Raw genomic sequence first — 21,873 nt, forward strand, 5'->3', positions numbered from 1 at the left:
CACACGATGAGTATCGAGCTTTTTCGTTTCGAGGACGATGGTGTGATTCCAAATAATCCACGTTACCCGGTTTTGATTTATCGTCATGTCTTCGAAGACCCTTCTGCCATCGAAAAAACCTTCCGTGCGAACAATTGGCAAAACAGCTGGGTCGACGGTATTTTTGATTTCCATCATTACCATAGTGTCGCTCATGAAGTCATCGGTATTCTCGAGGGACACGCCAGCATTCAGATTGGAGGACCGCTCGGGAAAACGTTTACGCTGACTGCTGGGGATGTCATCGTCTTACCTGCCGGAACCGGACATAAAGCGCTTGATACGAGTCGTCGCTTCAAAGTGGTTGGTGCCTATCCAAATGGTCAAGACTACGATACGTTGACAGGTGAATCCTGCGAACGACCGAGTAATCTCGAGCGGATTGAACGCGTCGAGCGTCCATCGACCGACCCCGTTTATGGCCAGTCAGGTCCTTTGTTTGAGCATTGGTAAACAAACGATTGACGTTTTTTTCTTATCCATCCGTGGTAAAGCCTATTATTGTGAATTTTGGAGGAGGAAGCGAGAATGAATGAGACAGAACGGACGATTCTACTTGCCGCGTTAAAACAACAGACGGTAGCATTTCCCGATTCAACACACGTTCGGGCATTCGGTCAAGGAACGTGGCACATGGGTGAAGAACCGACAAAACGACAAGCGGAAATCGAAGCTTTGAACGTCGGACTCGACAGTGGAATGGAATTAATTGATACCGCAGAAATGTACGGTGAAGGGGCATCGGAACAATTAATCGGCGAAGCAATCGAAGGACGACGTGAAGAAGTGTTTCTCGTCTCGAAGGTTTATCCTCATAATGCTAGCGGAGACAAGTTACGCGAAGCATGTGAACGTTCGTTACGTAACCTGAAGACGGATTATCTCGATCTTTACTTACTCCACTGGCGCGGTGACATCCCGCTTCAAGAGACGATCGATGGTCTCGAGCAGTTGAAGGCAGAAGGAAAAATTCGCCGCTGGGGTGTCTCGAACTTCGACGTCGCAGATATGAAAGAGTTACTTGCGTTAGAAAACGGCGATCAATGTGCCGTCAACCAAGTACTTTATCACCTTGGCTCACGCGGGATTGAATACGAATTGATGCCGCTTTTAAAAGAGCACGGCATTCCAGTCATGGCGTACTGCCCATTAGCAGAAGGCGGGAGTCTCCGGGAGAAGCTACTTGATCACCCGACCGTTGAACGCCTTGCTGAAACACATGGTGTCGACCCGGCACAAATCCTACTCGCCTTCGTCGTGCGGAGTGGTGATGTCATCGCCATTCCGAAAGCCGGTCAGGCGAAGCACGTCGAAGAAAATGGTCGTGCCGCACTCTTACAACTAACTGATGAAGAATTCGCAGCACTTGATGAAGCATTCCCTGCTCCAACTAAAAAAGAATCGCTCGATATCGTCTAAGGAGGAATTTGCTTATGGATACGAAAGTCAAACTCGGAAAATCAGATCTCATGGTTCACCCGATCGGTCTCGGAACAAATGCCGTCGGGGGGCATAACCTTTACCCGAATCTCGATGAACAAGCAGGACGCGATTTAGTCCGTGTCGCCTTGATGAACGGCATCAACTTTTTAGATACGGCCTTTATTTACGGACCAGAACGTTCAGAAGAACTTGTTGGTGAAACGTGGAGCGAGACGGTCGAACGCAAAGACGTCATCCTCGCAACGAAAGGCGCGCACAAAATCGTCGACGACGAGGTCGTCATCGATAACTCACCCGAGTTTTTGAAACAGTCGGTCGAAGAGAGCCTGAAGCGTTTAAAAACGGATTACATCGACTTGTTCTACATCCACTTCCCAGATGAAGCGACACCAAAAGATCAAGCAGTCGCTGCACTTGCCGAATTAAAGGAACAAGGAAAAATCCGAGCGATCGGTGTCTCGAACTTCTCACTCGAACAATTAAAAGAAGCCAATAAAGACGGGCACGTCGACGTATATCAAGGCGAGTACAACTTGTTCAAGCGGGATGCAGAAAAAGAAATCCTGCCTTATATCCGCGAACACGGGATTTCATTTGTTCCGTACTTCCCGCTCGCTGCCGGATTACTTGCCGGAAAATATGATGAAAATACGAAGTTCGATGATTTACGTGCGAAGGATCCCCTTTTCCAAGAAGATGTCTTCAAAGACAACTTAGCAAAAGTCGAGCTACTTCGCCCGATTGCAAAAGAAAAAGAGGTTGACGTCGCGCATGTCGTCCTCGCTTGGTACCTTGCGCAAGATGGCATCGATGCCATCATTCCTGGTGCAAAACGTGCCGACCAAGTAACAGATACGCTCCGAACGATTGAAGTCGAGCTGACGGATGCAGACATTAAAAAAATCGATCAAATCTTTAGTTAACGCCATGCAAACCCTCGGTCGCAAGATGACCGGGGGCTTGTTCATGAGCAAATAGCGCGAAAATCAAAAAGACAACACGTATGATAACAACAGAGGAGGCGATTTTGAAATGAAACATCATTTTCACTTAACAGCAGACTGGCCGGGAAACCGAAATGACATCGGCGACATCGAGACCGGTGACTTAAAAACAAAGATTTCGATTCCGGAAGCGATGGACGGTCCTGGCGTCGGGACGAATCCGGACGAAATGTTACTTGGCGCAGCCGCGACCTGCTACATCATCACGCTTGCCGCGATGCTCGAGCGCAGCAACATCAAAAAAGTATCGCTGACGATGGAGTCTGAAGGCATCGTCGATGTGACGAACGGGGTCTTTACGTATGATCAAATCATTCATCGTCCCACGTTGATTTTACCTGCCGATACGACAGAGGCAATGGTCAAGATGGCACGTCGCCTCGCGGAAAAAGCGGAAGGTTCGTGCATGATTACCCGTGCGCTTGCAGGAAATGTAAAAGTCTCGCTTGAAGCGGTGATTGAAGTCGAAGCTTAATCGAATACGAGACCGCACCTTCTACATGAATGCGCGGCCTCGTATTGCTCTTAATAATGAATATTTTTTATCGATATGCTAAATGCCTCGACGTACTTATCAAGCTTCCCCATTGATGACTTGAAGAATATACTCTCGATTCAACCAAAAACATTTTTTCGTCTCTGCTCCTCCGAACGGGGTAGGATATGTATCTGATTTTTTTAAGGCTTTGGGTCTAACATGGCAAACGCTGAACTCTGATTTTTTAGGAAGTTTATCCGCTTGATTGTTCCGAATTCTTCTAACGGTTTCTTCCCAAACAACCTTAACTTCTGAATCCAACGTCTTCAACGGCATATTCCACATCACTACCCGATCGAATACATATTCGTCCGCATTAATCTCTCTGAAAACAACAAATAAATATTTTGTCGTTTCGAACATTTCTCTCAAATCTGACTCTTCCCAGGTCTGATTAACTATCTCTGTGTATTTAAAGTTCGGGAACGACATCTCTTCCTTCAATTTACCTTTCATACCAATGCGCATGGTCTTCAATTTTATTTTTGCTTTTTGGAACTCTTCTGACTTCCCGGCATCGTCAAAAGTATCATTCAACATTCGAGAAGCCAACATGGAAAGCTTAGATTTTGCAGTCGAATCAACCGAGAAACGATGTTCCAACTCCTCTACGGTCATCCCCGTGAAACCGTTCATCCGCTCGACAATCCATTCTTCTAATCTACGGCCACCTAATCCATCGACCATTTTTTTATAAGTAGTGACACCCTTTAGGATATATTCATTTAGAATGACTGTCATGTAAGACCCTTTTAAGGAAAAAGCTCGCTGCATCGCCATACGTTCTGAATAAGGTTGTGACCGAAGACTGTTTTTGTTAGCGCCTTTCGTACAGGCACCTAAATAACTTGTATCCCCTTCAGACAATAGATGCGCTTGTCCTGCTTTTATCTTATCAACAATGAATTCCCAGTCTGCTTTTATGACCTCTAAATCCGATTCAGGGAATTGGAAAAGTTGAGCATGCGTGATTGGATAATCTAACCTCTCTAACTCTTCTTTCCAAAGATAATTAACCATCAACAACAGTTGATTCTTGTGATAAAAACTACTTTTATCAAATTCTTCTTTGATTACATCTTGATAGTTGATGATGTTCAAGACCAAACGTTCCTTGGCCGAGAATTTTTTACCTCTTTTCAATTCTTTATAAGGTGTGACCTTCAGTTCTACACCAGCATCAGCAAAATCTGGTGCCGCCTCGGAATTCGGCTTATACCCGAAGTAGTGTTTCTCAAGAAGTGTACCTAGATTTCCTTTTGAGGAACGATTTTCAGTCGCTTCTGGCATGACTTCTCGAAAACTTTTTCCGATAAGTCCTTTCGCATGTCGTTCTATATCTGCCGGATCTTTCGAATCATAATAGAATTTATCCAATCCAATTCCCTCACTTTCATTTCGAAATTTTAATTTTATCCATTTTACAATATTACCCTATCCAAACAATGTGATAAAATCAAATATCTCGTTAACGAAAGTCGAATTACATTGAATCAAGTTGATTTTCTTGTATCAATCACATGGATTACCAAAATCAATCTCTTCTTCCAAGGGGTCGTTGATGTCACTATCTATCTCTTTATTCGGATGTCTTGCTAATTCTTCATGTTTTTTGATGATTTCAGTGATGACGCGATTGAATTCTGTATTTACTTCATGTTCCCAGAATCTTAAAATCGTCCAGTCTTCACATAGATAATGTTCAGTTTGCTCTTTGTCTCTTTCACGATTTCGTTTGATTTTATTTCTCCAAAACTCGATATTCGATTTCGGCTCTTTATAGTGTTTCGGACATCCGTGCCAAAAACATGAATCCAAAAAAATGACAAGTTTTAGATTCGGGAATGCGATGTCAGGAGTTCCAAGAAGTTTCCGATAGTTCTTGCGATACCGTAGTCCTCGTTTCCATAACTCTTTCCTCACACGAATTTCCATTTTAGTATCTTTTCCATGCACCTTACTTAAATTCTTATTTTTCATCGGTATCCTCCACCTCACCTTCACAAACTCATATGTATGATTACTTTCCCTTGAAGAGGTGACAAGAAAACAAAAAAAGATGCCCCTAATGTATCGTAGGAGCATCTAACGAACTTATTGGTTCAAGAAAAATTTTTCTTGTGAAGGAATTTCATCCATATATTTGTGTTCAAGTTGTTCAATTCGTTTTCCCATTCGTTCAATCAAACCAACCACTAGAGCATTGCCCATGCAGAAATAACGCATCCGGTCGCTCATCGTATTCGTCCAGTTGTCAGGGAATCCGTTTAGTCGTTCGCATTCGAGAGGTGTCAGGAAGCGACGCTTACCGTCCACTTCGACTACATGGGAACTTCGGTTCGTCGTACCTTCACTCGTCAACATCGTGCGCCCTGGCTTATCTAAATCATCTATCGGCGACATTCCACCCTCGGAGTAGATGTATTTGTGCCCATCTGCAGATGTTCGTTCAATCTTCTTAGCACCACGTAAGAAATTAAATTTTTCTATAGCAGCTTCACTCAGATAGAATTTCTCAGGGACAGTTTCTTCAGGTTGTAGGATTTCTTTGAGTAAAACTGGCTTCTCGAAAACCGGTTCAGTATGAATCGAGTAAAAATTACCATCTTCCATATAACCTGAGTTATGGAATAATGCAGAAAATGTATCCGAAATTTCAACGATGTCTTCAGGAAGTTTTCCAATCAGCTTACGATTTTTAATGACTTCGTGTTTGACCGGGAAGGCCGGACTGAAGAATCCTTTTTCAAAAAGAATATCTTCCGCTTCATATGATTCGAGTTCTTTTGAAAAGCCAGAATCGTTTCGTGTCGCAAAGATGAATACACGTCTTCTTCTCTGTGCTTGTCCATACTCAGCCGCATTGATGACGCGCCATTCGACTTTGTAGCACAAGTCACGAAAAGTCGCAAGCATGACTGCGAAATCGCGTCCTCTTTGGCTAGCAGGAGACTTAAGCAAACGATCGACATTTTCTAATAAAACGTATTTAGGCGAAGTCGCTTCAATCACTCGCTTAATTTCCCAAAAAAGTACACCCTTTTTACCTTGAATCCCTTTTTCACCAGATAAACTTCTTGCGACTGAATAGTCTTGACAAGGGAATCCACCAACAACTAATTTCGCATCAAGATTTTTAAAAGATTCGTCACTTACTTTTGTAATATCTTCATTAGAATGAATTCCTTCTGTAAAGTTAGAAGCATAACAATCAAAAGCATCCTGTGCTTTTTTGGAAGGCTCCCATTGATTTCCCCAAACAACTTTAAACATATCGGGATTGGCCTTCTCTAAACCTACTCGAAATCCGCCGACGCCCGCGAATAACTCGATTGTGTTCATTTTATTTTCAGTTCCCATAAATACGAACGTCCTTTCGTACTACTAATTTAATTCATTATAACAAACAAAATATAAGTTGCATAGATCGAAATCATGAATAACTACACAAATTCATTAGCGTAATCCTTTAAAAAGTATCTTTTCTTTCATTAAGAAGATACATTATCCATTACAAGAATTTAATTGTTTAAACGCTCTTATGGTATTTTTAATACCACGCAGACACCACTTCTACATTAAAGATAACCCAATCATGGATGTATATGAATTGAGCCATATACATTTTCAATCGAAAAACGTCTCTTTCACCTGAATCATCTTGAATTATCCACAGAAACCGACGAAGGACATGTTAAATATCTATCGATTTGAATTATCCACATGTGGACAACTTTTCCTATGCTATAATTTGACTACTTATCCACAACTAGAAATGAGGAACTCACGTGCCACGCGAAATCTATCCTGTCGTCGTCAAAGCGACGGCTATCGAACAAATCAAAAATGGTCAGCCTTTACTTTATAAAGAACTGTTCCAAAAAAGTAACCACCTCAAAGAAGCCGGTGCGCTACTTCGACTTACTACAGAAGATAAAGAATACCTTGCGACCGGCTATTTTGGCAAGCAAGAAAAAGGACTCGGCTGGTTGCTCTCGACGGACGAGATTCAAGAAATCGATGACGTCTTCTTTAAAGAAAAAATCGAGGTTGCTCTCGACCGGCGCGATGCTTTTTTTGAGAACGAACTCATCGATACGTTCCGTGTCTTCAATGGTTCAGGTGACGGCATCGGTGGTTTGACAATCGATTGTTTTGATCACCACTACTTGATCACGTTCGAAAATGAAGGCATCTATTCATTTAAGCAGGAAATCGTCTCTGCCCTCGAGTCGTTAATCCACTTTAAGAGCATCTACGAAAAACGTGCCTTCCAAATTGATGGTCAACCCGTCAAAGGCGATGATTTCTTAGCCGGTGAACGGGGAGATTTCCCGGAAGTCCTCGAGGAGAACAGTCTTCCGCTTCTCTATCACCTGGACGCTGGCATGCGGACGGGTCTCGACATTAACCAACGCGACCTTCGTGCCATCGTCAAACAACATGCGACAGGACGAAATGTCTTGAACCTGTTTTCCGATACAGGGACGTTGACAGCCGCTGCGCTGCTTGGTGGAGCGCTTGAGACGACGAGCGTCGATTTCTCGACCCGGAGCCGGAACAAGACGATTGAACAACTTGAACTGCATCAGCTTGATCCAGCGGCGCAAACGATCCTCGTCCAAGATGCGTTTGATTATATCGATCAAGCTGATAAGAAAACACGTTTTGATTTTGTCATCGTCCATCCACCGGCACTCGTCAAAACACAAGTACGCCATTTCCGTGCCGAAGTCGATTTACCCGCTTTAATCCAACAAACGATTCATATGACCCATCGCGGTGGACTGTTGTTGATCACGACGGATTGTCAGCTATTTGATCAACAGCGCTTCATGAAAATGGTCGAACAAGCTTTCAAGAAACTTCGTCAAACGTACGAAATCGTTTGGGAAAGTTCCTCGCTTGAAGACTTTCCGGAGCATCCTTCGATGAAAGAAGCGGAACGTAAAGCCGTTCTTGTCCGCCGTAAATAAGCTCAAAACAAATAATTCTGCTAATCTTCTATCGATTAGCAGAATTATTTTTTGTATTAAAAGGAAAAATAAACCAAACGCCGAATCTTTTAGGTTAGTCGACATTCTGATTACACATCATATACGCTGACCTTTCCGAAATGCGAGTGTTGGTCGAAGGTTTTATACGCTTCGTTTAACGCTTCCACTTGGCGCGGGACACGCGAATCGATTCGAAGTTCAATCGTTCCGTCTGCGACTAAACCGGCGACTTCCGTAAGGTGTTCTTGTTGGCGGCGCATCTCATCTGCTTTTCCTTTTAACAACGGCAATGCGACGAATAAGGCTTCAAGCGTCAATGCCTTACTATGCATTTGCGTCAAATCTTGTGTCGTCCGTGTCGCGATTGAGATGATTTTCCCGCGTTCCTTCGCTAAGACGAACGACTCTTGTAAATGATCACCGCCCACCGTATCGATGACGACGTCGAAACCGTCAGGCGCAACACGTTCGAGTAGCGCTTCACTCGTTTCGTCGCGATACCGATGGACTTGTATCCCATGTCCTTCTAGCCAGTTCGCTTTTTCATCATTCGCGGCACTCGCCGTCACGTCGCATCCATAATGTTTTGCAAGCTGAACGACGAGATGACCAACCCCACCTGTTCCACCGACGACATACAGTCGCATCCCGTGTTGAACCATAGCCCGTTCTTTTAAAGCCTCCATCGCCGTTAAACCAATCACGGGCAGGCATCCGGCAATTTCCGAACGCAGTGCTGCTGGTTTTAAGACGGCCATGCTTTCCGGGACAAGCATCTCTTCCGCGAGTGCACCGGATCGTTCGCCTAATCCGCCTCCGAAGGCGATGACGTGATCGCCGACAGAAAAAGTCGTCACACTCGATCCAATTTCGATGATTTCCCCCGTTACATCGCCCTGGAGAATTCCAGTTGTCGGAGCTGCTGCCACATGACCGAAAAACATCTTCGTATCAAGTGGATTTAAGCTCGTCCCCGTAACACGAACGCGTAAATCGTAATGCCCCGTTTCAGCGAGTGTGACGTCTTTTTCTGTTAACGTAGCGTCTGTCCCATACTGATCGACAACAAATGCTTTCATCTGTACTCCCCCTTTTTTCTTTCCCATTTTAGCATGGTTCAGAATACTCGAATATTATCGCTTCATGATATGATGAACGTAACTCAACTCAGAAAGGACGTTTTTTCATTGAAACAAGATTTGATTCGTCGATTGACTACATATGCAAAAATCGACACACAATCCAGCTATGAAAGCACGACCGTCCCGACGACGGAAGGACAGTGGACACTCGCTCGTCTTCTCGTCGAAGAATTAAAAGAAATCGGCATGACGGATGTCACGGTCGACGCCAATGGTTACGTCATGGCGACACTCCCTGCGAATACAGACGCCGACATTCCGACGATCGGTTTTCTCGCCCATCTCGATACGGCGACGGATTTTACAGGAACGAACGTCAATCCGCAGCTCGTCGATGCATATGATGGAGGACCGATTGTCTTAAATGACGCGATTCCCGTCGTACTGTCACCGAACGATTTCCCATCCTTGACGAACTACGTCGGGCATACCTTGATGACAACGGACGGGACGACATTACTCGGCGCCGACAATAAAGCCGGGATTGCCGAAATCATGACGGCGATGGCTTACTTGATTGCCCATCCGGAAATGAAGCACGGACGGATTCGTATCGCCTTCACGCCTGACGAAGAAATCGGTCGCGGACCGCATCATTTTGATGTCGAAGCATTTGATGCCCAGTTTGCTTATACCGTCGACGGTGGACCACTCGGTGAACTCGAATATGAGAGTTTCAACGCGGCAGGTGCTAAAATCACGTTCCATGGAACGAACGTTCATCCAGGTACAGCAAAAGATAAGATGGTCAATTCACAAAAACACGCGATGGCCTTCCAAAACCGCTTGCCGGGTGATGAAGCGCCCGAGTTCACGGAAGGGTTCGAGGGTTTCTATCATTTAATTTCCTTTGATGGATCCGTCGAAAAGACGATCGTCCACTACATCGTCCGTGACTTCGATCGCCATAACTTCGAGGCACGAAAACACTTCTTAACGGCGCTCGTCGAGGAATGGAACAAAAAGTACGGCGCCGGTAGTGTCGAAATGGAATTAAATGATCAATACTACAACATGCGGGAGAAAATCGAACCGCACATGCACATCATTGACATCGCGCATGCTGCAATGGAGTCGCGTGGTATCACACCAATCATCAAGCCAATCCGTGGCGGAACGGACGGTTCGCAGCTGTCCTACATGGGATTACCGACACCGAACATCTTCACAGGTGGCGAAAATTATCACGGGAAATTCGAATTCATTTCTGTCGACAACATGGTGAAGGCGACAGAAGTCATCGTCGCCATCGCAAACGGGTTCTCCGAAAAAAAATAAGTACCTTCACACGTGCGGCCCTGCTGAATCAGCAGGGCCGCTTGCTTATTATTCGGAAGATGCTTTTCGTTTCAAGTGATAAATGTAACCGAGTAAAAGAACGATGATGGAAAGCGAAACAATCATCAACATTTTCGATGTGTCTCCAAGGAACGAATTCGGATGTTGTTCGACGTCAGGAACCGTTTTTTTCATCTGTTCCACTTGTTTTTCACTAATTGTAAAATCATCCTGCCACGTCCAGTTTTTTTCTTTCCCGATTACTTTAACATCGAGTTGATATGTTCCCGGCTTCAAAATTCCCATTGATGTAAGTGGGAACGTCATGTATGTCGTCGGAGCGAATTGAGCCGTCATTTCTTTACGAACGATGACCTTTCCACCTTTTTTGACGACAGCTTCCACCTGAAATTTTTCACTGATGGCAGGTGCTTGGTTCGCGAGGGTGACGAGGACGCTCGGACGAGACAGATAGGAAGTTGCTTTTACTCCCTCGAACAGCAAATCCGGTTCAATCTCCCGGATTGATGATCGAACCTTTACACCAATGACGTACGCTTGACGACTTTGAACACCGACTTCTGCGGATGCCTCTTCTGGTTTGTCCTGTTTCTTGATTTCAATACCTGCGAGCAGGACCCCTTCAATCGCTCGTTTCGGCAAAGTCAGCTTCAACGAAACGATTTTCGACTCTCCTGCTTTAATTGTAATTGGCTTTTCCGACACGCGAGCTAACTCGGATAGGGACACTTCCGCGAGCGTCAATGGTCCTTTCTCTTCATATACAATCAACCCGTTCCCGTTCGTCGTCGCATTTCGGAGCGAGACAAGATAGGACTGATCGTCTGATCCGTGATTATAAATCCGAATTTTCATATCAGTTCGTTGTTCCGGAGGTATCCTTAAATCGAAATACGTGACACCGGAATCCACTTGAAATTCATTCGGTATCGCTTCAACCGAAAAATTGACGTTACTCTCGGCACTGACGACTACTCCGGTCATGAATAGATAGATGACTCCACTGAATCCAACAAGATACTCTATACCACGTTTAATCAACCCATCCCCTCCTTAATCAAGGAATCGAATCCGTTAATACCCAGTCGATTGTCGCGACGTGCGTTCCTTTGATTTGCTGATTCAATGGAACATTCAATGTAATGTTGTCATTCGACCAAAGTGATCCGTCCGTCTTAGGTGATACATCAGTACCCAACCAAGATAGTAACCAAGAGTAAGGCGATCCAGCTGTCGACGTTAAAATATCTACTGCTTCACCACCCGCAAGCAATTCAATCGCGCTTGTCACGGGTGCCGTCGCCCCGACGTTATAGGTAGGTGTATTCACGATGCCTTCCGCTATCGATAATGATGCTCCAGGCAACGTGTTTTCCCCTCCACTCGTGAACGTATTCAGCTTGGCAGTAACCGTCCATTCAGACAACACGACACGCCGGTCTGTCACTTGTAAAAAGGGTTTTTCGTCAGTCGATTCAAAAATAGCATCACTTCCAAGAATTTCATGTGTCCCAAAGTTAAAATTTGGTGCATAATCTAATGTCAACGGTCCTGTATTACCGGTCGGTGTGTTTTCACCCTTACCTGGGTCAGGTGTGTACGAATCATCGGGATTGGCTGGATCCAGAATGTCAGGTGCTTTATTCGTCTCAAAAGTGATGGTCGCGGTTGAACTTCCTGACGACGTTTCTGCAAATACGAGGGACGGTCCACCTAGTAGTAGTGCACTAGCAAACAATGAAGTAACGGTTGACTGTTTTTTCATTCAAATCTCCCCTTCTCATGGTGCATTAACTAATGTCCATTGAATTTGCGTCTGATACGTAGTAGCTCGTTGTCGTTTCCCTGTCAAATCGAGAATGATTCCTTCACTTGGTCCATACGTCAAAATTGTTGATGTCGCTCCCATTTTCCCGGATGCAATTTCGCTATCAATGGTTTGTAACGTTTGATTTGTCGCACCGACTTTAAAGAGCAGCACGTCATCTAGTACATCACCTCCCTCGCTCGAGAGTGGTGCCGTCAACCTAGCGCGAAGTTTCCAATCATAATTCAAAGCATTTTGATGCGAGATTTCAATCGTCATCGCTGTTTTTCGATTGATTACACCTTCTCGCCCTCTAATTTCCTGTGTTCCAAAATCGAGAACTTCAGGTACTTTAAGGTTAAATACGGGACCGATTGTTAAAGTCGCCATTCCAAAACCACTATTTAAAACATCCAAATCGACTACACTACTCGTCAATGAACTTTCAAATGTATACACTGAATTTGTTCCGACCGGAAGTGGATTGACTTTGAAACTTAACGTAAAGATATCTTTTGATAAAAGTGAGAGTGCAAGCAAAGAACCGACTTCTGCATAAATTTGATTACCGTTTTGTTGAATCGAACTGGCCGGTACATTTGCAACCTTCGCGCCCAGCAATCCTGTATAGGAATAACTCAAACTGATTGTCCCTGCCTGAATCGATTGCATCACTTCCTGTGGGAGTTGAAAAATCACGTATTTGCTTCCTAATCCTAAACTCAAAACGGATTGCATATCCGCAGTCAACGTAATTTTCCTTTGCGCTGCTTCATAGGCGGCGGTCAGGTTGACCGATCCTACCAACGCGACATCGAGTGCTCCTCTTTGTTCTGCTTTTTCCGCTCCTTCGTCGACAGGTATTTCCTTATCCTCTAATGCAGGATTTTGTGACTTTGATGCAGTTGATGATTCATCCTCGGATTCTAGTGATTCTTTCTCTTCAGGTACTTGAGGATCTAGTGTCAGGGGTATGTCAGTCTCGGGTGTTGGGGACTCTTCCTCTTCTGGTGCTTGAGGTTCTGGTGTCGGGGGTATCTCAGTCTCGGGTGTTGGGGACTCTTCCTCTTCTGGTGCTTGAGGTTCTGGTGTCAGGGGTATTTCACTCTCGGGTGTTGAAGATGCTTCCGGTGACGCAGGCTCTGCGTGATCAAGTTCGTCGTTTTCTGGTGGCACGACCGCTTGATCCTCACCTTTTGCCCTATCGTCTTCTTCCTTTTTTGCTTCTTCGTTGGATTCATTTTCTGCTTCATTCAAGGTGTTTTCACAATAATCGACTACATCGATTGCATTTTGGTCAGGTGGCGGTTGTGCTTCGAGAATGCTTACACATTCTTTTAACGTCGGATTACCTTTAATCGTAATCGAAGTTGCATTCGCTAAAGCGTGTGTGCCTGACAAGAAAATAATAAGCACTAATATTGTTGGGATAGATTGGATTGGAGATTTTTTTATCAACCACTACCTCCCCCTCCTAACGACCGATTACGATTAACTCATTCACGACTTACTTCAACAGTTACCTTATAAACACTAAAATAAACCAATTATTTTACAATTTAAAAGATGTATCTTTCTTATTTTTTTCCTGAAATATGTTTATATGCTTGATATAACTCATTTATTCTCTCGTATCACTTTATCAAAATTATAATTTACTGTTTAAAATCTTCAAAAAAATACACCTTCCCATCGGAAGGTGTATTCCATTACTTATTCCTTCTCTGTTTCCTGATCCGGAAGCGGCAACTGCACCATGCTGCCCGACCCGCTCACAAGTGGTGACTTTCCGTCCCACTTCTTGACAGCTTCATATTGAATCATTTCGGCAGTCAACGTTTTTTGAAGTTCCTTCTGTGCTTTCGCCAAACCTTGCGCTTCAATCAAACGCGCATCTGCTTCCCCTTGTGCCTCGACACGAAGTCGTTCTGCTTCAGCTTTGGCAATCGCGAGATCCGTTTTCTTCTTATCTAGCTCTTGTGAGGCTTTAACACGAGAATCGATGGCTTCTTGTGTTTTTTCATCTGGTTTCGGAGCACCGAGTGCAACGTCCTCAATGATGAAACCGATTTTTTTAACGTCTTCTGCAAATTGCGTTTGGATGCTCGTTGAAACATTTCCTGACTCTTCACCGAACAATTCGAGTACCGTTACTTTCGAAATTTGCTCTCGTGACGCATCATATAAACGTTGTTTCAAATAGCCATCTGCGATTTCATCGATATCGATCGGTCCGAACTTATTGAATACTTTCGTGACTTGATCGGGAGAGACTGCAAAACTGTACGTAAAGTCGACAACAATGTTCTTCCCGTCTTTTGTCGCGAGTGTCATATTGTCGAGCGACTTCGTTTGTGTCCGAATCGGATACTCCGTCACACGTGTGATCGGTGAAACGACGTGCCACCCTTGCGAAAGTGTTTCGTCCTGGACACCGCTTGACGGTTTGTAGACGACACCGACTTGCCCCGGTTCAATCTGTTCGACGATGAACGGTGTCATGGCAAGGAGTGCAACGACGATGACACCGGCGATGATCATCGCTGGGTTAATTCTTTTCTTTGGTTTGATTTCTCTCATTATGAGTCCCCTTTGTCAATTTTGTCTTGGATATATTTATACAGTTCGATTCCTAACAAGGCGATGAGTGCGAAAAACAGTAAGGTAAACAATGTTGCCATGATTTCTCATCCCTCCTTCATCCTGTCTCTTTAACTTATACGGTTGATTTCAGAAAATGTTTCATGACCATGGTTGCTTATTTTTAGAATCTGTCTTAACATGTAAAGAACTTTGTCCTTGAAACGAGCCGTATCATTTTGTGGTACACTCGTAACAGCACATCACACACTAGAAACGAGGGTTCATCTCTATATGATTACAGTACAAAACGTCGGCCTCCGCTTTGCGGACCGCAAATTATTCGAAGACGTCAACATCAAGTTCACACCAGGTAACTGTTACGGTCTGATTGGTGCGAACGGCGCCGGTAAATCGACTTTCCTCAAAATTCTTGCAGGAGACATCGAAGCACAACAAGGCGATGTCATCATCACACCGGGTGAGCGTCTTGGCGTACTCCGTCAGAACCATTATGAATATGAAGAGTTCCAAGTCATCGAAACCGTCATGATGGGACACAAACGTCTGTATGAAGTCATGAAAGAAAAAGATGCAATTTATATGAAAGAAAACTTCTCGGATGAAGACGGCATGCGTGCCGCTGAACTCGAAGGAGAATTCGCAGAAATGAATGGTTGGGAAGCTGAGTCTGAAGCTGCGATGCTCCTTCAAGGTCTCGGAATCAAAGAAAGCCTGCACACAAAAACAATGGCTGAATTAACAGGTGGAGAAAAAGTTAAAGTCTTGCTCGCGCAAGCGTTGTTCGGTAAGCCGGATATTCTGTTACTCGATGAGCCGACCAATGGTCTTGATTTGAAAGCCGTCAAATGGCTCGAAGAATTCCTGATCGGGTTTGAGAACACGGTCATCGTTATTTCCCACGACCGTCACTTCCTCAACAACGTCTGTACGCACATGGCCGATCTCGACTACGGGAAAATTCAACTCTATATCGGGAACTATGATTTCTGGTATGAGTCAAGCCAACTCGCTTCACGGATGGCTGGCGACCAAAACAAGAAAAAAGAAGAAAAAATTAAAGAACTTCAAGCCTTCATCGCGCGCTTCAGCTCGAACGCTTCAAAAGCGAAACAAGCGACGTCACGGAAGAAGTTGCTCGATAAAATCACACTTGACGACATCCGTCCGTCATCACGCCGCTATCCGTTCGTCGGTTTCTCACCGGAACGTGAAATCGGAAACGATTTGTTGACGGTTGAAGGTCTCTCGAAGACAATCGATGGCGTCAAAGTCCTCGACAACGTCCGTTTCTCATTAAATAAAACAGACAAAGTGGCATTCATCAGCCAAAGCGATATCGCCATCACAACACTGTTTAAAATTTTAATGGGTGAAATGGAAGCAGACAGCGGGACATTCAAATGGGGTGTTACGACGTCACAATCGTATTTGCCAAAAGACAACTCGGAGTTCTTCGAAGGGTCTGACAAAACGATTCTCGATTGGTTGCGCCAATACTCACCAGCTGATGAAAGTGACACATTCCTCCGTGGTTTCCTCGGTCGGATGCTCTTCTCCGGAGAAGAAGTCATGAAAAAAGCGTCAGTCCTCTCTGGGGGAGAAAAAGTCCGTTGTATGTTATCGAAAGCGATGCTCAGTGGTTCAAACGTCCTCGTCCTTGACGATCCGACGAATCACTTAGACCTCGAATCAATCACAGCACTCAACGATGGCTTGATTGCTTACAAAGGTGCGATGCTCTTCAGCTCGCATGACCATCAGTTCGTCGAAACGATTGCGAACCGGATCATCGAACTCACACCAAACGGAATCGTCGATAAAGAAACGACGTACGATGAGTACCTCAACAACGATTCAATCCAACAACAATTGACTGCGTTATACGCACATTGATTTGTCGACTGTCCTCGTTAATCGGGGGCAGTTTTTTGTAAATACGTTTATATTTTTTTGTTAAGTATCATCTTCCTTACTTAAAAAGGTACGCCTATTCTCGCAGTAATCGAGAGTAAGCGTACCTTTTTATTCTTGGATTTGCTTCACTTCTTTTTCGAGCCGCTCGAGAAATCCTTTGACGATTTTCTCGTTTTCACGTTCTCCGCCTAACGATAAGAGACTGCGACCGACGAAGTTGACGCCTTCATTTTTCCCCGTGTAAATCAAACGGCAGCTCGTCGCATCAATTCGCTTCAGCGCAAACGACATCTCAAGGCGAAACATCTTCGCTAACGTAAAACCAATCGTATTTTGTTTATAGTCCGGTTCATTCGTATAAGCGAGATCGGTCACGATGTAGGTTTCAAGACGATTCCCTTGCATGTAGGTTTGCCGGTACGTCGATCCGACGACGCCCGGCTTACGTTCAATCACCTCATGCTGGACGACACCCGGAATGAGTCGTTGCAGTCGATCGTGATCAAACAGATGCCACGCCTGTTCGATTGGAATCGCAAGTACTTTTTCTTCACGCCACGTCACCATGACACCACCTCCTTTTAGTTTAAAAATACCCTGATGTCCGTCGTTCTAACGCTCGACTCCGGCACAATCAGGGTATTTTTCTTACTTCAAGTGGTTTTTGATGTTCACTTCACGGTTTGACGTTCTAACGCATGACCAAGGAATGTTGCGAGTTCCAGCATCCCGAACTTCCCAGCTGCCGCTTCAGCGTCCGAATTGTAATTCGTATTCGTATTGACGTCGTACGTATAAATCGTCCCGTCTGCATCCTTGATGAACTCAATCCCGGCGACCGCGATTTTATTTTCTTGCAGGAACGCTTCATACTGGGCGATGATCGGGTCATCGAACCCGTCGACAATTTGGAATTTCATCGGTGTCTCTGCCGCCTCTTCTCCGACCGGGCAGAACAAATCATCGATGACACAAGCATCCGCGGGGCAGAGCTCGAATCCTTCCGACGTATCGACACGGACCGCATAGACGAACTTACCACCGACGAATTCACAACGCGTAATGTAGGGTTCAGGTGCTTGAATGTACTCTTGAATCAACGTGATGCCGTCGACCGGCTCATCGAATGTCGGTCCGTCAAGATACGTCTCGAGTGCTTCAATCGAGTGGAACAATTGAACGCCGAGTCCTTTACCGGCACGATTGTGTTTCGTGATGAACGACGATACTCCGATGTTTTGAGCGGCTTGGACGATTTGATCACGTCCGACGGCTGCCGTCGTTTTCGGAACACGGATACCTGCTTTTCGTAAGGCGGTGTATTGGTTGACCTTACTGACCTCGAGTCGTAACGCACGGGTTCCGTTGAAAACGGTCCGGTCATGTTCTTCGAGCCAAGCGAGGACCCCTTCCGTCAATTCTGGTGCATAGCGGTGCCCGCGCGTATGGGACGAGGCACTCATCCGGCTGTAAAAAACGCCTTCCGGTGGTGTTTCATCGAGTGGGACGACCCCTTCGTTGAGGTGCCACTGTTCATACGGTAAGTTGAGTTCCTCGAGTCGCTTGATTAAATGATCCGTCCATTCCTGATTTTCGTGTAAGATATGAATTTTCGTCATTTTAGTTGACCTACCTTTCGTTTCGCTTCGACGCGTGGCATGACCTCGCGGGCAAAGCGTTCCATTTCTTCGAGTTGCGGAGAAAATTGAAGCAAGAGCAATGTCACGCCGACTGCTTCAAATTCAAGAATCCGTTCTGCGATTTGATCCGGCGTCCCAATCAAGTTCGGACGCAGTCCCCGGTTTGAGACCGAATAGTCATTTCGTTTGACCTGTTGTTCGAGTTGCGATTTACTGACGAAGTCGTCATACCCGGCATATCCGGCACCGTCTTCTTTAACGTTCGTAATCCGGTGCCATTCTTCGAGCGCCGCTTCTTCCGTCTCGCGACAGATGATGTAGGCCGCCAGTCCGAAACTCGCAAGCGGCTGCTTCCCGGTCGCCGCGCGGCGGGTTTTCATATCCGTAATTTTCGTCGCGACTTCATCGACCGTTCCTCCATGCATGACATAGGCATCACAGTGATTGACGATCGTCTGTTTCCCCGTCTCACTCTCACCACCAGCGTAGAGCTTGATTCCGGGACGCTGAACGGGTTTCGGGTGAAGCTCTGCCCGTTCCAGCTGATAGTACGCCCCATCAAAACTATAGGGTGATGCGTCCGCCCATAATCCTTTCATGACCGTCACGAATTCTTCCGTCCGGGCATATCGTTCGTCATGGGCTGTAAAAATCCCATTGTATTGACGGGCTTCTTCCTCCCACCAGGCCGAGACGACGTTGAGCGTAAAACGTCCGTTACTCAACTGATCGAGGTTCGCCGCCATTTTTGCTGTCGTCGCCGGATTATGAAAACCGGGCCGGACGGCTGTCATGATTTCCAACCGTTCCGTTGTCGCCGCAATCGCCGCTGCCGTCGTCCACGCCTCAAGACTCGGTTCGGCTATTCCTTTAATGTCGTTTAAGTTCAATTCTGCAATCAATGTCGTAGAAAAGCCAATCCGTTCTGCCGTCTGTGCGACTTGTTTCGCATAATCGAATGTCGCTGGCATTTGTTCATCCTCGACGTTTCGTAACCAACCCCCGAAGATTGGTAACCAAAATCCGTATTCCATCCCCTGTGCCCCCTTTTTGCATAAAAAATCGCTCTTTTCGTTTAGAAAAGAGCGACGAATGTCTACTGTCGGCTCTTATCTTCAAAGGAATAAATTCCTCTTGGAAGTAGCACCTTCCGCTCATGCGGGGTTGCTGAAGTGTCGTCGGGCCAGTCCCTCGACTTCTCGTGATAAGAATAATTGAAATTAGCGTACATCTTTTAGCAGAGTAAAGCAACCTTTAAACCTTCTTTTCCTATCGGAATTAAAAAAACATTTGGAAAATCACTCTGTTTCTTGATACTTCTTTGTCTAGAAGCTAAAAACAGGAATTGCACATCGGTTTAAGATGGCAATCCCTGCTTTGTATGGTGCTGTTCAAAATCAATTCATTCTGGTGATACGAACGGTGAGTCATTGTGATTTGCATCCATCATGGCTGTCCGGTGACCAGTCGTCGAAACTTCTTCCCCACGCACGCGATCGTAGAACTTCGCGATTGTGACGCTGAAGTACGGGCCAATCCAGAGGAAACCGATTCCGATCGTAACAATTCCGAGCAAGAACCAACCGATGAACGAAAGGACGAGGAAAAACGCCTCTTTTTTGTGTCCATCCATCATTTGGCGTGAACGCGTAATGGCATCAAGGATGCCAATCGATGGTTCGTCCCGAATGATGTAATACGTCAACATGTAAGAGAATGACTTAATGATTCCTGGAATGATGAAAAGTAAGAACCATAGCCCTAAGAAAAAGGTTTGGACGATTGACACTCCAATGGCTTTCAAGAACATTTTGTACGGCTCAAACAAATCGGCGACTTTCGTCTGCTCGTCTCGGGCGACAGATAGGGCGAGCCATGACCATCCCATTGCAACCGGTAAGGTCAACACCGTCAAGAGCATACCAATCAAGTCGATAAATTGGAAATCCTCTTCGGGTGAGGACGCAAATCCGTTCGGAACGCCTTGAATGATTAAGAACAACAACATCATTAATGCCATGAAGCCCCATCGTCCCTGCAACGACTCGCGCGCTGCTAATTTTAATTGTTTTGACATCGAAAGATCCTCCTCAAAAATAAGTGCTACCTTTCTTTACGGTTTATTTTTGAGGAGGTTTCACTTTTTAACGCTCGTCTTTTAGTAAACGTTGGACCATTGCTTTTTCAAGTTGTTGCTGGCACGCCGTATACAAAGAGCTTCGTCCATCGAGTCGTTCAATCGCAAACGGAATATCGTGCTTTTTTGCTTGCACGAGGACATGTGCCGCTGCTGCGTGGGAGACGCGACTTTTGATGACGACGATCGCATCTGTCTTTTTCGCGAGACAGGCAATTTTTTTCGCAGCTTGGGCATCACCGCCAAGATGGATTAATTCGACTCCCGTCTCCGCAAAGAAGTCGCGGTAGACGGCGCGCTGTTGCTCATTACCGACGATGACGAGACGCATGCCGTCGTAGGAAGCAAAATCGAGTGCCGTTTTATCGACGAATTCGATTGGTTGACCTGGTAATGTCGTCGTATCGAGACGTTCGAGTTGCTGGACTTTCTTTTCCCGGAGGCGCCGCTCTTTTTTGACTTTCTTCGCCTTCGGTTTCCGTTGCATCATCTTGTCGTAGCGTCCTGTTTTCGCCTGTTTGTTTGCAGGTGACGCAGTGGCGGACTCGGGCGAACCATTCGATACGTCGCGTGCCGGTAATTCCGTCATGGTCGGTACTTCATAATGAAATGCGTGTTTCCAGACAATCGTCAATGTCTCCGGATGACCTTTCCACATGACGAGGTCGACGAGTTGACCTGCTTTCAGTTGGAAGAACCGCATGTCTTCGAGTGGTGTCGTGTAATAGAACGGTTTTCCCGTCTCATCTTGCAGTGGACCGTCAATCGTCGCTTCGATGATGCCATGGTTCTTGACGATACACTTTTCAAAAACGATTCGCTCTGCAAGTGGTTTTACTTGATCCGTCGCGACGACGGCTAAGATTTCAAGCGACGTCCGGCGCTCATCTTGATGTAGGACTTGGACACGGACTTCCATCCCATGCTCCAGGTTCCAGTCACGGATTTCTGTTTCTGAGACATGACTGTTTGGCCATTCCCGTAACGAGCCGCCCTTTAATTGCCGTTCGAACGTATAGGAATACCGTTGTTCGACAGTCCGTTCAACTTCTTCCTTCCGTTCCTGGATCATTTTGATCGGGAGGCTAGATGGTGTTTCCGGACGTTCTACTAGTTTCGTCGTTGTTTGACGTGGCGCGTAGTACTGCGACAGCTGGACCCATTCATCGATTCCGTTGATTTCTTCAAGTAACAAACCCCAGTCGTCTGCTGTCTCGACGATGTTCAGTTTGCTTGTAACTAACTCCTTCGCTCGTTCGATTACGTGATGCATCATGTTAAAAACCCCTTTGCTATTTTTTCCAACTAT

At 45.5% G+C, this 21,873-nt stretch carries 20 protein-coding genes and 1 riboswitch; of the genes, 7 read left to right on the forward strand and 13 right to left on the reverse strand.

Annotation, left to right across the window (positions count from 1 at the left end; all coding sequences use genetic code 11):
- Nucleotides 1-6 precede the first annotated feature (6 nt).
- The 4 genes from KNQ05_RS10385 (at nucleotide 7) to KNQ05_RS10400 (ending at nucleotide 2,961) form a co-directional block, all read left to right on the forward strand.
- Nucleotides 7-492, forward strand: a complete 486-nt coding sequence (locus KNQ05_RS10385; RefSeq protein WP_214805316.1) for a cupin domain-containing protein — start codon at nucleotides 7-9, stop codon at nucleotides 490-492.
- A gap of 75 nt (nucleotides 493-567) precedes the next feature.
- Nucleotides 568-1,458 carry an aldo/keto reductase gene (locus KNQ05_RS10390; protein ID WP_214770213.1) on the forward strand — a complete coding sequence of 297 codons (891 nt, stop codon included), beginning with the start codon at nucleotides 568-570 and terminating at the stop codon, nucleotides 1,456-1,458.
- A 14-nt stretch (nucleotides 1,459-1,472) separates the two neighbouring features.
- On the forward strand, nucleotides 1,473-2,405 hold the full coding sequence (locus KNQ05_RS10395) for an aldo/keto reductase (RefSeq protein WP_088838216.1): 933 nt from the start codon (nucleotides 1,473-1,475) through the stop codon (nucleotides 2,403-2,405).
- 109 nt (nucleotides 2,406-2,514) lie between these two features.
- Entirely contained in the window at nucleotides 2,515-2,961 is a 447-nt protein-coding gene (locus KNQ05_RS10400) for an OsmC family protein (protein WP_029332077.1), read from the forward strand.
- Nucleotides 2,962-3,060: 99 nt separating this feature from the next.
- Here KNQ05_RS10400 and KNQ05_RS10405 read toward each other — a convergent pair whose 3' ends face one another.
- The 3 genes from KNQ05_RS10405 to dcm all read right to left on the reverse strand — a co-directional run bounded on the left by KNQ05_RS10405 (nucleotide 3,061) and on the right by dcm (nucleotide 6,384).
- On the reverse strand, nucleotides 3,061-4,401 hold the full coding sequence (locus KNQ05_RS10405) for a Sau3AI family type II restriction endonuclease (RefSeq protein ID WP_214805319.1): 1,341 nt from the start codon (nucleotides 4,399-4,401) through the stop codon (nucleotides 3,061-3,063).
- Nucleotides 4,402-4,536: 135 nt separating this feature from the next.
- Nucleotides 4,537-5,004 (reverse strand): very short patch repair endonuclease, encoded by a 468-nt coding sequence (locus tag KNQ05_RS10410; RefSeq protein ID WP_214805321.1) that lies wholly within the window; start codon nucleotides 5,002-5,004, stop codon nucleotides 4,537-4,539.
- A 114-nt stretch (nucleotides 5,005-5,118) separates the two neighbouring features.
- Entirely contained in the window at nucleotides 5,119-6,384 is a 1,266-nt protein-coding gene (gene dcm / locus KNQ05_RS10415; protein ID WP_214805323.1) for a DNA (cytosine-5-)-methyltransferase, read from the reverse strand.
- A gap of 428 nt (nucleotides 6,385-6,812) precedes the next feature.
- Between dcm and KNQ05_RS10420 the strand changes: the two genes are divergently transcribed.
- On the forward strand, nucleotides 6,813-8,000 hold the full coding sequence (locus KNQ05_RS10420; RefSeq protein ID WP_214766324.1) for a class I SAM-dependent rRNA methyltransferase: 1,188 nt from the start codon (nucleotides 6,813-6,815) through the stop codon (nucleotides 7,998-8,000).
- A gap of 110 nt (nucleotides 8,001-8,110) precedes the next feature.
- Here KNQ05_RS10420 and KNQ05_RS10425 read toward each other — a convergent pair whose 3' ends face one another.
- Nucleotides 8,111-9,100, reverse strand: a complete 990-nt coding sequence (locus tag KNQ05_RS10425) for a zinc-binding dehydrogenase (protein ID WP_214805325.1) — start codon at nucleotides 9,098-9,100, stop codon at nucleotides 8,111-8,113.
- A gap of 108 nt (nucleotides 9,101-9,208) precedes the next feature.
- On the opposite strand from KNQ05_RS10425, the gene pepT reads away from it, so the two are divergent.
- Nucleotides 9,209-10,441 carry a peptidase T gene (gene pepT, locus KNQ05_RS10430; RefSeq protein WP_214805327.1) on the forward strand — a complete coding sequence of 411 codons (1,233 nt, stop codon included), beginning with the start codon at nucleotides 9,209-9,211 and terminating at the stop codon, nucleotides 10,439-10,441.
- Nucleotides 10,442-10,489: 48 nt separating this feature from the next.
- On the opposite strand, the gene KNQ05_RS10435 is transcribed toward pepT, so the two are convergent.
- The 4 genes from KNQ05_RS10435 to KNQ05_RS10450 all read right to left on the reverse strand — a co-directional run bounded on the left by KNQ05_RS10435 (nucleotide 10,490) and on the right by KNQ05_RS10450 (nucleotide 14,849).
- Nucleotides 10,490-11,503 carry a WxLIP family cell surface protein gene (locus KNQ05_RS10435; RefSeq protein WP_214805329.1) on the reverse strand — a complete coding sequence of 338 codons (1,014 nt, stop codon included), beginning with the start codon at nucleotides 11,501-11,503 and terminating at the stop codon, nucleotides 10,490-10,492.
- A gap of 16 nt (nucleotides 11,504-11,519) precedes the next feature.
- Entirely contained in the window at nucleotides 11,520-12,227 is a 708-nt protein-coding gene (locus KNQ05_RS10440) for a WxL domain-containing protein (RefSeq protein ID WP_214805331.1), read from the reverse strand.
- Nucleotides 12,228-12,242: 15 nt separating this feature from the next.
- Nucleotides 12,243-13,727, reverse strand: coding sequence for a hypothetical protein (locus KNQ05_RS10445; RefSeq protein ID WP_214805333.1), 1,485 nt, complete (start codon nucleotides 13,725-13,727; stop codon nucleotides 12,243-12,245).
- A gap of 255 nt (nucleotides 13,728-13,982) precedes the next feature.
- Entirely contained in the window at nucleotides 13,983-14,849 is an 867-nt protein-coding gene (locus KNQ05_RS10450; protein WP_088838228.1) for a prohibitin family protein, read from the reverse strand.
- A 294-nt stretch (nucleotides 14,850-15,143) separates the two neighbouring features.
- On the opposite strand from KNQ05_RS10450, the gene KNQ05_RS10455 reads away from it, so the two are divergent.
- On the forward strand, nucleotides 15,144-16,766 hold the full coding sequence (locus tag KNQ05_RS10455) for an ABC-F family ATP-binding cassette domain-containing protein (protein WP_088838229.1): 1,623 nt from the start codon (nucleotides 15,144-15,146) through the stop codon (nucleotides 16,764-16,766).
- A 129-nt stretch (nucleotides 16,767-16,895) separates the two neighbouring features.
- Here the strand turns inward: KNQ05_RS10455 and KNQ05_RS10460 are convergent, their stop codons facing one another.
- From KNQ05_RS10460 to KNQ05_RS10480, 5 genes are all read right to left on the reverse strand, one after another.
- Nucleotides 16,896-17,354 (reverse strand): SRPBCC family protein, encoded by a 459-nt coding sequence (locus tag KNQ05_RS10460; protein WP_088838230.1) that lies wholly within the window; start codon nucleotides 17,352-17,354, stop codon nucleotides 16,896-16,898.
- A 104-nt stretch (nucleotides 17,355-17,458) separates the two neighbouring features.
- Entirely contained in the window at nucleotides 17,459-18,406 is a 948-nt protein-coding gene (locus tag KNQ05_RS10465) for an ATP-grasp domain-containing protein (RefSeq protein WP_088838231.1), read from the reverse strand.
- Nucleotides 18,403-19,461 carry an LLM class flavin-dependent oxidoreductase gene (locus KNQ05_RS10470; protein WP_214766310.1) on the reverse strand — a complete coding sequence of 353 codons (1,059 nt, stop codon included), beginning with the start codon at nucleotides 19,459-19,461 and terminating at the stop codon, nucleotides 18,403-18,405. The genes KNQ05_RS10465 and KNQ05_RS10470 overlap by 4 nt, the downstream gene beginning before the upstream one ends.
- 72 nt (nucleotides 19,462-19,533) lie before the next feature.
- Nucleotides 19,534-19,638: riboswitch (SAM riboswitch) on the reverse strand.
- A 191-nt stretch (nucleotides 19,639-19,829) separates the two neighbouring features.
- On the reverse strand, nucleotides 19,830-20,504 hold the full coding sequence (locus KNQ05_RS10475) for a DUF975 family protein (protein ID WP_088838233.1): 675 nt from the start codon (nucleotides 20,502-20,504) through the stop codon (nucleotides 19,830-19,832).
- Nucleotides 20,505-20,571: 67 nt separating this feature from the next.
- Nucleotides 20,572-21,840 (reverse strand): DUF2325 domain-containing protein, encoded by a 1,269-nt coding sequence (locus tag KNQ05_RS10480; protein ID WP_214805335.1) that lies wholly within the window; start codon nucleotides 21,838-21,840, stop codon nucleotides 20,572-20,574.
- Between the last annotated feature and the right edge of the window lie 33 nt (nucleotides 21,841-21,873).

This window comes from Exiguobacterium sp. s125 (assembly GCF_018618605.1).
GTDB lineage: Bacteria > Bacillota > Bacilli > Exiguobacteriales > Exiguobacteriaceae > Exiguobacterium_A > Exiguobacterium_A oxidotolerans.